Raw genomic sequence first — 13,257 nt, 5'->3', positions numbered from 1 at the left:
CCATGCTGATCGTCGGCGGAGGGCTCGGCGGGCTCTCCACCGGCTGCTACGCCCAGATGAACGGCTATCGCAGCAGGGTGCTGGAGATGCACGAGATCCCGGGCGGCTCCTGCACGGCCTGGGACCGGGGCGACTTCACCCTCGACTCCTGTGTGAGCTGGCTGCTCGGCAGCGGGCCGGGCAACGAGATGCACCAGATCTGGCTGGAGCTCGGCGCGCTCCAGGGCAAGCGGATGCGCAACTTCGACGTGTTCAACACGGTGCGCGGCCGGGACGGGCGGGCGGTCCACTTCTACTCCGATCCGGACCGCCTCGAAGCGCACCTGCTCGCACTCTCCCCCGGCGACGCCCGGGTGATCCGCGACTTCTGCGCCGGGCTGCGGACCTTCCGCAAGGCACTGGCCCGCTACCCGTTCCTCACCCCGGTCGGGCTCATGGGCCGCCTGGAGCGCTGGCGGATGCTGGCGTCCCTGGTCCCCTACTTCAACGTGATCCGGCGCTCCATCGGCACGCTGATGCGGGACTACTCGCAGCGCTTCCAGGACCCGCTGCTGCGCGAGGCGTTCAACTTCATCCTGTACGAGAAGCATCCCAACTTCCCCGTGCTGCCGTTCTACTTCCAGCTCGCGGCGCACGCCGACGCCTCGGCCGGTGTCCCCGAGGGCGGCTCGCTGGGCCTGGCCCGCTCGGTCGAGGAGCGCTACCGGGGGCTCGGCGGCGAGGTCATCTACAACGCCAGGGTCGTGGAGATCCTGGTGGAGAACGACCGGGCGGCCGGGGTCCGGCTGAGCGACGGCACGGAGCTGCGGGCGGACATCGTGGTCTCCGCCTGCGACGGGCGCACCACGCTCCTCGACCTGCTGAAGGGCCGCTACCTCACCGACACGTACCGGGAGCTGTACACCCGGACCATCGCGGAACCCGACATGGTCTTCCCCGGCTACCTCACGGTCTTCCTGGGGCTGCGCCGGCCCTTCCCGGACGGCGAGCCCTGCACCACGTACCTCCTGGAGGACGCGGTCGCGGAACGGCTCACCGGCATCCGGCACCCCAGCGTCAACGTGCAGTTCCGCAGCCGCCACTACCCGGAGCTGTCGCCGCCGGGCACCTCCGTGGTGTACGCCACGTACTTCTGCGACATCGCGCCGTGGAGGGAGCTGAGCACCGGTCCCGAGCAGTTCACCCGGATCCGCCGCGGCGAGGAGCTGCACACGCTGCCGGTCGGGCGCGGGCGCGACTACCAGCGGGCCAAGCGGCAGGTGCGGGACACGATCGTGGACTTCCTCGACGAGCGGCACCCCGGGCTGCGGGACGCGATCGTGGTGCGGGACGTGTCCACCCCGCTCACCCAGGTCCGCTACACCGGCAACTACGACGGCACGGTGCTCGGCTGGCAGCCGTTCGTGGACAGCGGCGAGACCGTGGAGCAGGAGGTCAAGCGACACGGTCCGGGACTGCCGGGGCTCGCGGACTTCTATCTGTCCGGCGTCTGGGCCACCACCGGCGGCCTGATCCGGGCCGCGGCCTCGGGACGGCACGTCATGCACTTCGTCTGCCGCGACGACGGGCGGCCGTTCACCGCCTCCGTCGACGGCAGCGCCCCTCTCCCCGTACAACTCATCGAACCCGCAGGAGCGACCCCGTGAAGACCGAGAAGTGGATCGTCAGCGAGCACAACGACGGCGTGCCGGACGTGGACCGGATGTACGTGAAGGTGGTGGAGGAGCTCGACACCGACCTGGCCGAGGACGAGATGCTGCTGCGCACGCGGTACGTCTCCGTCGACCCGTACCTCCACGGGATCGCCCTGGACACCCCGATGGGCGACCACATGGGCGCCGACTCGATCATGGAGGTGCTGGCGGCCGGACCGCGGGCGATGTTCGGCGTCGGGGACCTCGTGCAGGGCTTCGGCGGCTGGCGCACCCACCTGGTCAGTAACGGCGCGGGGGCGCTGTGGCAGACCGGCACGTTCCCGATGGTCTTCCCCGCGTACCGGAAGCTGGACCCGGCCCACTACGACGAGGCGCTGCCGCTGAGTACCGCGCTCGGCATCCTCGGCGGCGCCGGGATGACCGCGTGGGGCGCCCTCACCACCTTCCTGGCCGTACGAACCGGCGACACGGTCCTGATCAGCGGCGCGTCCGGCGCGATCGGCACGCTGGTCGGGCAGCTGGCGAAGCGGGCGGGCGCGCGGGTGGTGGGCACGACCGGTTCGCCGGAGAAGGCGGCGCGGCTGACGGCGCTCGGCTTCGACGCCGTCGTCGTCTTCCGGCACGGCGGGGACCCTGCGCAGCTCAGCGAGGACCTGTCGAAGGCGGCTCCTGGCGGCGTCGACCGGTACTTCGACAACCTCGGCGGGGTCATGACCGACGCCGTCTTCACGATGCTCACCGTGGACAGCCGGGTCGCGGTGTGCTGGCAGTGGGCGAGCCAGGTCGGCGGCGAGTGGACCGGGCCCCGGCTGCTGCCGTACATCATGTTCCCGCGCACGACGATCCGCGGGATCTTCGCGCTGGAGTGGTTCACCGAGGACAAGTGGGCGGCGCTGCACGCCGAGCTGGGGCCGCTGGTGCGCGCCGGCGAGATCCGCTACCAGCAGACCGTGCACCACGGCTTCGACTCCATTCCCGTCGCCTACCGCAGCCTGTACACCGACCGCGCGGCGTCCTTCGGCAAGGTGCTGGTCGAGCTGTGAGGCGCGGCCACACCCGGGCGCTCACGGAGGGCCCGAGCCCGGCCGACGCGCACGAGCCAGTCCTGCCGTACCCCGACGGCTGGTTCTCGGTGGCGTTCTCCTCGGAGGTGGTGCGGGGGGCGCTGCTGACCCGGCCGCTCCAGGGCGAGGACGTGGTGCTCTACCGGCTCCGCGACGGCGAGGTGCGGGCGGTCCGCCCGTACTGCCCGCACCTGGGGGCGCACCTCGGGCTCGGCGCGCTGGAGGGCGACGAACTGCTGTGCTCCTTCCACCGCTTCGCCTTCGGCCCGGACGGCGCCTGCACGCGGACGGGGTACGGCACGCCCCCGCCGCCGTCCTCGGATCTGACCCTGTTGCCGGTGCGCGAGGTCGACGGCGCCGTCTTCGTGTGGCGGCACCACGACGGGCGGGCGCCGGACTGGGAGCTCACGCCCTGGCACACGCTCGGGACGCGGGCGCCACGGTTGACCGCGTGGGAGATGGCGGGACACAGCCAGGACGTGGTCGAGAACACGGTGGACATCGGGCACTTCACGCCGCTGCACGGCTGGGGCGCGTCGGAGGTAGCCGAGCCGGCGGTCTTCGAGGGGCGGTCCTTCCGGATCTCGGTGCGCTCCGAGGAGCGGGTGCCGCTGCTGGGCGCGAGTCCGCTGGAGGTGATGTTGGAGGGCAACGGGATCAGCCGGGTGCACGTGTGCACGGCGCTCCCTCGGTTCGGGGTGCGCACCTGTGCCGTATACACGACCACGATGATCGCGCCCGCGGCTTTCCAGCTGCGCCAGACGAGCCGCTTCGAGGTGGCCGAGCCGGCCGCCCTCCCGGCCCCGCTGGCCCGCTGGGTGAGCGGCTCGGCACACCGGCTGCTGGCGGGTGTGATGTTCCGGGGCAACTGCGCTTTCGTGTCCCAGGACTTCCCGGTCTGGGCGACGAAGCGGTACGTGTCTCCGCCCCGGCTGGCCCGCGGCGACGGCCCGATCGGCCCGTTCCGCCACTGGGCCCGGCAGTTCTACCCGCCGGACCGGCTGCGGGCGCGGGTGCCGTCGTCAGTGATGCGGGGAGCGGCGGGGGAAGCGGAGAGCAGGGTGACGTAGCCTGGCCGCTCCGAGAAGCCGGGGGCGGGGGCCTCGCCGGACGGGAGGACGGGGCGGTTCGGATGACGGCGGGGCGTCAGGCGCTCCGTCACGCCTGGTGCTCTTCGAGCGCGAGGACCTGCAGGCACATCTCACCGGCGCGGAGTGGACCGACGACGAAGCCTTCGCCGCCTACGGGCTCGATGACTCCACCATCACCGCGCTTCGCACCTGAGCCCTGGAATGGGCCGACGACCTGGCAGGCCGTTTACTCGAAGAGACCCACGATCCGGACATCGACTGACCGCGTGAGGTGGTCGAGGACCGCCGGAGCACGCTGCCCTGACGGCCCCGGCGCACCTGAGGTTCCTCCGAGATGCGGAGGATGTTGACAGGGGGTCAGATGGTTCTCATGAGAGGAACATCAGCCATGGCTGCCCCCAGGAAGTACCCCGCGGCCGCCACGCCGACAGACGCCGCGCGGCACAGCCCGCATGACCTGGAAAGAACGCCTGGTCTCCTTGGGAGCCCTCTGGGACTTTCCTGGGACTTTCGGCCGCATCAAGGGGCACAAGTGTGAAACAAGCGAAAGGCCATTTCCCCAGGTCAGAGGCTGATATCGATCGTTCCTGCAGGTCAGCTGAGCGACGGGTCCCTTCCGGGACATCTGACCGGCGGGGTGTTGTCCCCCTTGGGCCCAAGGGGCACAACACTGCAGCATGCCATCTGAGCTGCGAATACTCACCTTCACGGCCCGTCACTGATCACTGTTGTTCTTCAGCGCCTTGTGCAACACATGTGCAAGATGATCTTGAATAGTCGACGATGCGTCAAGCCAACCTGAGCAGCCGTCAGCCTTCACGCAGAGTTGTCACCGAAGCAACCTCGCAACGTCCGCCCCAGGGGCGTCGAGGCTCGTGCCAGGGTTGTCCCATGACGCCGATGATCCCCGCACACGTCCCCGACGAGCCGCCACTCACCTACGCCGACAGCTTCGACATACCGGTGCTGTTTCGTAACGGGCCCGCGGCCAAGCCCAGGAAGCAGTGGCGGACGGCCGAGCACAAGGCGTGGAGCGCAACGGACGGGTTCCCGAAGGCGGACGGCTGGTATGCCCCGACCACCACGTGGCGGGAGATCATCAAGGCGGCCACTGAGGTCGGTCGCGACATCACCCCGCACCTGCAGAACCAGCCGCAGTACGCACACGGGGAGCTCGTCGCCCGAGTCGCCCCGTTGTACGCCTACCTAGGTGCGCACCCCTTCGGGCATCAGCCCCCCGTGCCGGGTGCCACGGGCCAGCGCCTGACGCTGAACCCGGTCTACGCGTACGGCACCGAGCGCACCGCGAAGAGCGCTGCCGCCTACCGGCTGGGCATGACGATGACCGAGTGGGTCTGCCGCTCGCTGCTGGGTCTGGGGCAGACCGAGCACCTCGAACTCGGCGGCCCCATCCCCGCCCTGAGCGCCACCTTCAAGGACCCCACGAGGAAGCTGCCGGACCTGTGGGGGCGGCACGAGGCGGAGAAGGCGTACTGGCTGATCGAGGCTAAGGGCGGTATCTGCGACTTCAAGACCCTGCGCGACGGGTGGGCGCAGCTGGAGGCCGGGAGCAAGGTCCTCGGCTCGTACGCGCACCGCAGCGTCCTGGTCGGAGCCGCCGTGCGGCCCGGGGACGACCTCTTCCTGACTATCGACCACGCGCTGTACCCTGGCCAGCCGCCCCTTCCCCCGGCCGGATCCGACCCCGACGGCGAGGCAGCGGTGGGCGAGGGCAACCTCGAAGACCACCTCGGCGAGAACGACGACGCGCTCATCGGCGCGGCCCGCGCCCAGATGCTCGTCTACCTGGCGCTGCGCTCCGCGTCGGCCTCGCAGTTGCGCACTGTGCCGGTGCCGGCCGACCGCACTTCGCGCCACCGACGCCACGGACTGACCACACCGCTGGAGAAGGACGACCCCACCCTCGCCATGCGGGCCGACCTCCGCGGAGCGGCACTTCACCGCAAGTCGCACCTCCCACGTGCCCAGATCCGTTCCTGGGGGATCGACGACTTCCTCACCTGTCGTATCCCCAGCACCGAGGTACATCTCGGTATGTCCCGGAAGCTGTTCGCCGTCTGCGCGCGCCTCCATGAGGAAGATCTCGCGATCGCTTGGCGTACCCCGGGGCTGCGCGCCGAGAACCAGCTGGCCGTCGACGAGCGGGGCAGCGAAGACGCTCAGGACGAGCAGCGGCTCACCCAGCGGCGGATTTTCCACGAACAGCAGGAGGAAGCCCGCCCCCGGCTGCGCTCCCTGCTCCGGGAAGCCTACGAGCGTGGAGCGACGAGCGACTGGAGCGACCTGCTGCGCCGTCCCGAGGAACCGGAGCTCGACCTGACGGGTGACGAAGGTCTTCTCGAGGCGGCCACCCCGGAAACCTACCTGGCCGTCAGTCGCTACGGCCTCCCCCCGATCCATGCCTAGGGCACGCCGCGCTCCGCGCGCAGGTTGGCGAAGTAGGACGGCGGAGGGCAGGGATTCGCAATCGTGTCGAAGCCCGGCACATGCTCGACCCAGACGTGCAGGAAGTAATCGAGCTTTTTGATCACCGCGCACTCGAACAACCGGTGCCACTGCTGCGGGTCTTCGACCGCGTTGATGGCGGCCCAGTCCGGGGTGGAGACCACGACGGTCACGAGACCGTTGCGCAGGGTGACGGAGAGGAACGGGCACCGTGCGAGCTGGGAGTAGTCGGGCAGGTTGATGCCCCAACTGGCCATTCCTACCCCCCGGGAGAACTCGGCCCACGTCTCCGTGACGACCTCCAGGATCGTGCCTACGGCAGGCGGGCGCCCCTCATGCGCAGCCTTCTTCCACAGCGTCTCGATGCGCTCCTGGACGTCGTCGAGAAGAGCGTCCTGGTCGCTGCTGCGGACGACGTTCGCCAGGACAAGCCCGATGGCCATGACGACGTGGAGGTCCGGCAGCTCCGAACTGCTCAGTGCCTTGTGCACGGTGCTGTGGGGGCGGCGCGTGAGCTCCCCGATGGTGCGCATGGACATCCGCCCGCTGCGGACGTGCAGGTCGTGGAGCAGGTCGACGAGTTCTCTGTGTGCGCCGGGAGGCAGATCGGGCTTCGTGATGTGTCCGGGGCGCCCCATCGGGGGGACCTCCTCTGTCGTGGCGAGCGCGGGCGGTGAGGCTTCTGGGGGCTTGGTGGGTGTCCGCCAACGGCGCAAGCACCACATGCCCAGCTCGATGGTCACCCCGGAAGCCACCGCCACGGCTCCCGTTCCCAGATGTTCGGCGAGGTTCATGTCAGGAGCATCGGGCGCGCGCCCTTGCCGGTGGACAGCTGTGGACAGAAGAGCGCGCCCGGCGGACTAGAGCGTGTCCCTTTGGCGAGTTGATCGGTTGATCGGATATGCCTGTCCGGTTAGTAATCACCGATGCGATGTGGGACCGGATCGAGCCGCTGATGCCGGCCGATCCGGTCCGTGGACGAAGGTGGGCCGACCACCGCCGAACCCTGGAAGGCATCGCGTGGAAGTACCGCACCTGCTCACCTTGGCGTGACCTGCCGGAGGAAGTCGGGTCCTTTCAGACCGCGCACAAACGCCTGATCAGGTGGGCCGTGGACGGCACATGGGAACGAGTCCTCGCAGCGATCCTCGCTATGGCGGATGCCGATGGCGACGTGGGCTGGACGGTCTCGGTGGACTCCACCGTCTGCCGCGCCCACCAGCATTCGGCCGGAGCCAGGAAAAAAGGGCTTCCGACCAGCCCGAGGACCACGCGCTTGGACGCTCTCGTGGTGGTTTGAGCACGAAGGTCCACTTGGCCAGCGACAGTAGGGCACGGCCTCTGTCCATTCACGTCACGGCAGGCCAAGCTGGCGACGCGCCAGCCTTCGAGGCGGTCATGGCCGGAATCCGAATCCTGCGAAGCGGACTCGGCAGGCCAAGAACCCGCCCTGCGGTCGTCCTTGCAGATCGCGCCTACTCCTCCCGCGCGATCCGTGGGCACCTCCGTCGACGCGGCATCCGTGCGGTCATCCCGCAGCCCGCCGACCAGGTCGGCCACCGCCTGCGGCGAGGCCGCGCCGGAGGCCGGCCCCCCGGCTTCAACGTCGAGGCATACAAGGAACGCAATACCGTCGAGCGATGTATCGCCCGACTCAAGCAGTGGCGCGGCCTCGCAATGCGGACGGACAAGCTCGCCATCGCCTACCAGGCCGCACTCCACCTTGCTGCCATTCTCATCTGGACCCGGCGCTGAGCAAGGCGCCCGAAGGATTCTTCAGGCCAACCCGTGCACGATGAGCCGGTTCTGCTCTCCGTCAAAGATGCCAGCCAGGACTTCGGCCTCCCGCAGATTCCCGCCGAAGAGACCCCGCCGGTCGACGTGCACGATCAGAATGTCGTGGCTGTCGATCATCTCAGAGATGCCCCGGGTCTCGATCGTGTCCGACCACGCGTCCAGATTCCGGCCGAACCACTCCGGCAGCCCACACGGCTCACTCACCGCGTCCCAGAAGTCGTTGAGGGTATCGACCAGTCGACCACGCAGGTCAACGACCAGCTCGCTATCCGTCATCGCAGCAGACTAACCAGCCCGCCCCACGAGGCACTCGTCGGTCAAAGGGACAGGCTCTAGTCTTCTGAGTCAGGCACACGAGGCGGCCCGTGCAACGGCCGCGACGTTCAACTCCCGTCCCGTCGATGGTGCCCGTGCCTGGCACCAGCCGGACCTGCGTGATGCCGATCAGGTCGACGCGGTCCTCGGCACCGCGTCACCGAGCACGGTGATCAACGCTTCCAGCGGCGGTGCTGCCTGAGCGGTCACCGCCGACGGTCCCATCCGCCTCGGCGCCGCGTTGGCGAGCAGGGGGATCCGCCTAGTACTGCAACGGTGCTTGCGGTGACTGGTGGCCAGGTCGGTCGTTGGTGTGGTTATGGGTGGGGACCTTGCTGATGTCAGGTTGGGGCGGGTGAACTGGACGCGGCGCATGAGCGGTTCGTGCACCGTTTCAGCAGGTCGGAGCCGGGTGAGTCGGCACTGGCCCCAGAGCAACCTCTTGTGCCGACCCGGGACGAACCCAACCCTCAGGCGGCAGAATGCGGCTGTCCGGGTGCGGGTTGCGTGCGGGTGGCGTCCAGGAATCTTGGAACCTGCGCGCCTTCGGATGTGAAACGGCGAAGCTGAACCGACGCGCCCAGGTAGGCCAGCAGACGTGCTCTCCGCGCTAGCGGAGGTGAGCTGCCCATCGCGGCGGAGGAACAAAGGCCGACCTCCAGCGCGCACAGCCCCGGGCGTACGCACCGTCGGCCTGGCGACCTCTGGCCTCCCTCGTCGGCCGATCGGCGAGCCGATCGACGCACCCGGGAGGTTGCGCCCCTGAGCCGGACGCCCTCACACGGTCAGCCAGCCCCGCAGCGCCGCTTGAACCCCGGCCTGGAACCGGGTCTCCGCGTTCAGGGCCTGCATCAGCCGGGTGATGCGGCGGCGGACCGTGTGCACGTGCATGTCGAGGCGCCGGGCCATCGCCTCGTCCTTCAGACCGGAGGCGAGCATGGTCAGCAGTTCCCGGTCCTCGTCCGTGATCCGGTCATGCGTGACGGACCCGATGGGGACGGCCCGTTCCCAGACCGACTCGAACAGCGGCACCAGCGCATGGCTCAGCAGCGAGTCGCTCACCACCAGGGCCGAGGCCGTCGGGTCCGCCGCGTCGGTCGGCGGCAGCAGGGTCACCCGCCGGTCCACGGTGATCAGTTTCGTCGGCAGATCCGTTCCCACCCGTATCTGGACGCCCTGACGGGCCAGACCGCCCAGGCCACGGGCGCGCCCCTGGAAGCTCAGCCCTTCGCGGTCCACCGCGACACGCACCCGTACTCCGCGCCGGACGGGTTCGGCCACGTCGAGGGGCGCGGGCATTCCGTCCGGCTGACTGGCCGCGTACGGCGGCCGGTCCAGCAGTGCCACCTCCTGGCTCGCCGACACCAGCAGCGAGGCCACCCGCGCGGCGATCGCGGCCCCGCCCCGGACCGTCTCGATACCGGTGGCGCGGGGGGTGTTCACGGAGCTCAGCAGCTGGGCGGCGATCCGGTCGACGGATCCGGTCAGCTCTTCCAACTCTGCTGATCTGTGGAGTAGCTCGGCCTGCCTCAGATGAATCAGGTTACGCAGCGCGGTGGCGGGAGCCACGGCGGCGGGCAGCCCGGACGATTCTCGGGCGGGGTGCGTGAAGTGGTGCTCGGCCAGCTGGTCCAGTGCGTGCGTGACCCGGCGCACGGTCAGCCCGAGGGCCTGAGCCAGCGCGGTACGGGAGGCGTGTTCGGGTGCGTCAAGCAGCGCTTCGTACACCCGGAGTTCGTCCGCTCCGAGCCCGAGCGCCTGCCATTGCGTGTCCCACCCAGTCGGCCCCACTGGCGGAATTCTCACCTGTCAATGCAGGCCACACAAGTGTGGACGTCCACAAGTGCACACCCGGAACGCATTGTTCACACCCCTGTTCCGGCCCTTGCATGTCCGTATCCGATATCCGTTCATGCAGTAGTGGCACCGGAGGGGCACCGTGCGGAGTTCATCGCGCAAGAGATCAGCCAGATCAGGACAGGGCGCCGGAAGCATGATCGTCGGCCAGGGCATCGCCGCATTGCTGGCCGCCGCAGGCCTGTTGGTGACGGCGATACCGGCCGCCCACGCGGACACCGTCCCCGCGTCCGCCACGTCCGAGGTGACGCCGGGCGCGGAGACCGAGACTCCGTCGCTCGTCACCGACCTGAACGAGCCGGTGGCCGCCACCGGCAACGCCGCCGACGCCGCGCGTGGACACCTCAAGGCGAAGAAGAGCCGCTACCACATCGCCGACACCTCGGCCAAGGACCTGACCTCCGTCGGCACCACCACCGACAAGGGCGGCAAGGAGACGGTCCGCCTCCAGCAGAAGTACAAGGGCGTCGAGGTTCTCGGCGGCCAGTACATGGTCCGGATGACCAAGAAGGACGGTAAGCGCGCCGTCACCGGCACCTCGGGCAACTACTTCACCCAGCTGAGACTCGACTCGGTCACCCCGAAGGTCACCGAGAAGACCGCGATCGAGCGCGCCGTCGGCGCCGTCACCACGCAGTTCGGCGGCGGCCTCCTGCGCGCCCCGGCCAAGGGCGAGAAGCAGGCCGTGGCGGAGTTCACCGGCACGGCCGGCGACGTCACGATCCTCCCGCAGGGCACCGGCGTGCTCACCCGGCACATCACCGTCACGGGCACCGACCCGGCCGACGGCTCGCCGGTGCGGCAGGAGGTGTACATCGACGCGCACTCCGGCTTCCCGGTCATGCAGTACAGCGGCATCAAGACCTTCGGCGCCAGGGGCACGGCCACCGGCGCGACGGAAGGCGTCGCGGCCCCCGCCGACGCCTCCACCGCGGCCGCCGACCAGCTCGTCGTCAAGGGCAGCGGCGTCCGCTACAACGGCCAGAAGGTCGACATCAATCTGTACAAGGACACCAAGGGTCTCCTGCAGATGATCGACTACAGCAAGCGGGCCGCGGACGACTCCCCGTACGCGGGCCCCATGATCGCCACGTACGACGCCCGCGGCCGTGAGGCGGGCAGCGCCTCCGGTGTCTGGCCCACCGGCGTCACGTACTTCCAGCCCGCAACCCCGGATCTCGGCGAGGAGTACACCAACTCCGGCGCCGTGGACGCCCACTGGGCGGCCGGCAAGGTCTACGACTACTACAGGAACCACTTCGGCCGGAAGGGCCTCGACGGCAAGGACGGCTACATCTACTCCCTGGTCGGTGTCGTCCAGCGGGGCCAGCCGTACAACAACGCCTTCTGGGACGGCCAGAAGATGGTGTACGGCCAGGGCGGCGGCGACTACCGCACCTTCTCCGCCGACACCGACGTCGTCGGCCACGAGATGACGCACGGCGTCGTCGAGCACACCGCGAACCTGGTCTACGCGGGCCAGTCCGGCGCGATGAACGAGGCGATCGCCGACTACTTCGGCAACGCCATCGACCTGGAGGCCAACGGTCAGTCGATGGACGACCCGGACGCCGGTCTCCTCGGCGAGGACCTGTGCACCACCGCGGGCCCCCGCGAGTGCGCCCTGCGCGACCTGGACGACGGCGCCACCACGTCGAAGAACTTCATCGGCGTCACCTACAGCGGTGACAACGGCGGCGTCCACCTCAACTCGACGATCTTCTCCGGCGCGCTGTGGGACCTGCGCGAGGACCTCGGAGCCGAGCTCGCCGACCAGATCGTCTACCGCGCCCTGTCCGCGTACATGACCCCTCTCGACGGCTTCACCGAAGGCCGCGCCGCGGTCATCGCGGCCGCGAAGGAGCTGGGCGCCACCAAGGCCCAGCTGGCGATCGTCAAGCGGTCCTTCGACGCGCACGGCATCGTCCCCGGCTGGGAGAAGGCCCTCGGCGTCGACACCGACACGCTCATCACCAAGGTCAACGTCGGCGGCACCGGCGTGGGCGCGGCCGGCGGCAGGTACGCCGTCTCCCGCTCCAACGAGGACGGCAGCGAGCCGTACTCGGTGTGGCTGGGCAACACCTCCGGCAAGGGCCAGCCGCAGCTGGTGAGCGCCAACAACGGCGACTACAACGTCTACGCCAACACCGACGGCAAGACGGTGGTGTGGGCCGACTACAGCAGCCAGGGCATCTTCATCATGGCGCGCCCGGTCGGCGGCGGCCTCGCCAAGAGGATCGACGGCATCGGAAGCGACGTCAACAGCCTTGTCGTGGACGGCGACTGGGTCGCGTACACCGCCCTCAACCCGCAGTACGGCGTCACGAACGTCCGGTACGTCAACATGAAGACCGGCGAGTACGGCCTGGTCGACGACGGCCGTCCGTACAACATCTCGGGCCTGCCCTCCATCAAGGACGGCAAGATCGCCTACGCCAAGGTGGCCCCTGACGCGAACGGCAACATGAAGGTCGGCGTCGAGGTCCTCGACGCGGCGACCCACACCAGGACGACGATGCCCGCGTCCGACGACGCCATGGGCATCGGCCAGACCGCGATCACCGACGACGGTGTCTTCTGGATCGAGGACGACGACGCCACCGACACCGGCAAGGCCGCGGTGCGCCGCGCGAACCTCGACGGCTCGAACCCGGTCACCGTCACCCCGGAGGCAGGCGAAGGCTCCCTCTACGCCTATTCGCTGACGGCCTCGGACGACGCGGTCAGCATCTCGACCGTTCCCCCGGCCACCTGGTGGGCCAACGACACGATGATGAAGCTGTACCAGATCGCCCCCGACGGCAAGGGCGGCGCGCAGCGCGTCTCCTGCAACCGCGGCGAGCAGACGTTCGGCGCAGCCGACGAGGGCCGGCGCGTCCTGTGGCTGGACGGCACGACCGGCTACACGAACCTGGTGAAGCGCGACCGCCCGGCGGGCGGGTGCTGACCGGGAACCGACCCGAGGCAGAGACGGCGACGCCCGGCGGGGCGGTGCTGATCCTGACCTGACAT

The 13,257-nt window shown here is 69.4% G+C and carries 9 protein-coding genes and 2 pseudogenes; 8 read left to right on the top strand and 3 right to left on the bottom strand.

The annotated features are described in order from the left end of the window. The first annotated feature begins 2 nt into the window (after positions 1 to 2). From OG488_RS29525 to OG488_RS29505, 5 genes and pseudogenes are all read left to right on the top strand, one after another. On the top strand, positions 3 to 1,646 hold the full coding sequence (locus OG488_RS29525) for a phytoene desaturase family protein (RefSeq protein ID WP_329239105.1): 1,644 nt from the start codon (positions 3 to 5) through the stop codon (positions 1,644 to 1,646). After that, entirely contained in the window at positions 1,643 to 2,698 is a 1,056-nt protein-coding gene (locus tag OG488_RS29520) for an MDR family NADP-dependent oxidoreductase (protein ID WP_329234095.1), read from the top strand. The genes OG488_RS29525 and OG488_RS29520 overlap by 4 nt, the downstream gene beginning before the upstream one ends. Beyond that, on the top strand, positions 2,695 to 3,789 hold the full coding sequence (locus tag OG488_RS29515; protein ID WP_329234092.1) for a Rieske 2Fe-2S domain-containing protein: 1,095 nt from the start codon (positions 2,695 to 2,697) through the stop codon (positions 3,787 to 3,789). Before OG488_RS29520 ends, OG488_RS29515 begins: the two co-directional genes overlap by 4 nt. A 103-nt stretch (positions 3,790 to 3,892) precedes the next feature. Beyond that, positions 3,893 to 4,072: pseudogene (locus OG488_RS29510) on the top strand (hypothetical protein); the annotation flags it as partial. Positions 4,073 to 4,701: 629 nt separating this feature from the next. Next, a complete protein-coding gene (locus tag OG488_RS29505; RefSeq protein WP_329234090.1) occupies positions 4,702 to 6,237 on the top strand; it encodes a gamma-glutamyltransferase in 1,536 nt (511 codons plus the stop codon). Here OG488_RS29505 and OG488_RS29500 read toward each other — a convergent pair. Further along, positions 6,234 to 7,070 carry a hypothetical protein gene (locus OG488_RS29500; RefSeq protein ID WP_329234088.1) on the bottom strand — a complete coding sequence of 279 codons (837 nt, stop codon included), beginning with the start codon at positions 7,068 to 7,070 and terminating at the stop codon, positions 6,234 to 6,236. The genes OG488_RS29505 and OG488_RS29500 overlap by 4 nt on opposite strands. A gap of 107 nt (positions 7,071 to 7,177) precedes the next feature. Between OG488_RS29500 and OG488_RS29495 the strand changes: the two genes are divergently transcribed. Further along, positions 7,178 to 8,031, top strand: a protein-coding gene (locus OG488_RS29495; RefSeq protein ID WP_329234086.1) for an IS5 family transposase whose coding sequence is annotated in 2 segments (ribosomal slippage) — positions 7,178 to 7,525 and positions 7,528 to 8,031 — 852 coding nt in all. Because the reading frame shifts where the segments join, the coding sequence is not laid out codon by codon here. Between the two features lie 21 nt (positions 8,032 to 8,052). Here OG488_RS29495 and OG488_RS29490 read toward each other — a convergent pair. Beyond that, on the bottom strand, positions 8,053 to 8,349 hold the full coding sequence (locus OG488_RS29490; protein WP_329234084.1) for a barstar family protein: 297 nt from the start codon (positions 8,347 to 8,349) through the stop codon (positions 8,053 to 8,055). Between the two features lie 358 nt (positions 8,350 to 8,707). Here OG488_RS29490 and OG488_RS29485 point away from each other — a divergent pair. Further along, positions 8,708 to 8,856 (top strand): annotated as a pseudogene (locus OG488_RS29485) (IS701 family transposase); the annotation flags it as partial. 309 nt (positions 8,857 to 9,165) lie between these two features. Here the strand turns inward: OG488_RS29485 and OG488_RS29480 are convergent. Beyond that, positions 9,166 to 10,179, bottom strand: a complete 1,014-nt coding sequence (locus OG488_RS29480) for a LuxR family transcriptional regulator (protein ID WP_329234082.1) — start codon at positions 10,177 to 10,179, stop codon at positions 9,166 to 9,168. Between the two features lie 202 nt (positions 10,180 to 10,381). Between OG488_RS29480 and OG488_RS29475 the strand changes: the two genes are divergently transcribed. After that, on the top strand, positions 10,382 to 13,192 hold the full coding sequence (locus OG488_RS29475) for a M4 family metallopeptidase (protein ID WP_329234080.1): 2,811 nt from the start codon (positions 10,382 to 10,384) through the stop codon (positions 13,190 to 13,192). Positions 13,193 to 13,257 lie beyond the last annotated feature (65 nt).

Source organism: Streptomyces sp. NBC_01460 (genome assembly GCF_036227405.1).
Classification (GTDB): Bacteria; Actinomycetota; Actinomycetes; order Streptomycetales; family Streptomycetaceae; genus Streptomyces.
Note: the sequence above shows the minus strand (reverse complement) of the source record. Positions and strands in the feature narration are given on the sequence as shown.

Bases quoted from the DNA above. Each gene is read 5' to 3' on its own strand.
- OG488_RS29475 (WP_329234080.1), top strand. From the start codon at position 10,382: ATGATCGTCGGCCAGGGCATCGCCGCATTGCTGGCCGCCGCAGGCCTG.
- OG488_RS29490 (WP_329234084.1), bottom strand. From the start codon at position 8,349: ATGACGGATAGCGAGCTGGTCGTTGACCTGCGTGGTCGACTGGTCGAT.
- OG488_RS29525 (WP_329239105.1), top strand. From the start codon at position 3: ATGCTGATCGTCGGCGGAGGGCTCGGCGGGCTCTCCACCGGCTGCTAC.
- OG488_RS29500 (WP_329234088.1), bottom strand. From the start codon at position 7,070: ATGAACCTCGCCGAACATCTGGGAACGGGAGCCGTGGCGGTGGCTTCC.
- OG488_RS29505 (WP_329234090.1), top strand. From the start codon at position 4,702: ATGACGCCGATGATCCCCGCACACGTCCCCGACGAGCCGCCACTCACC.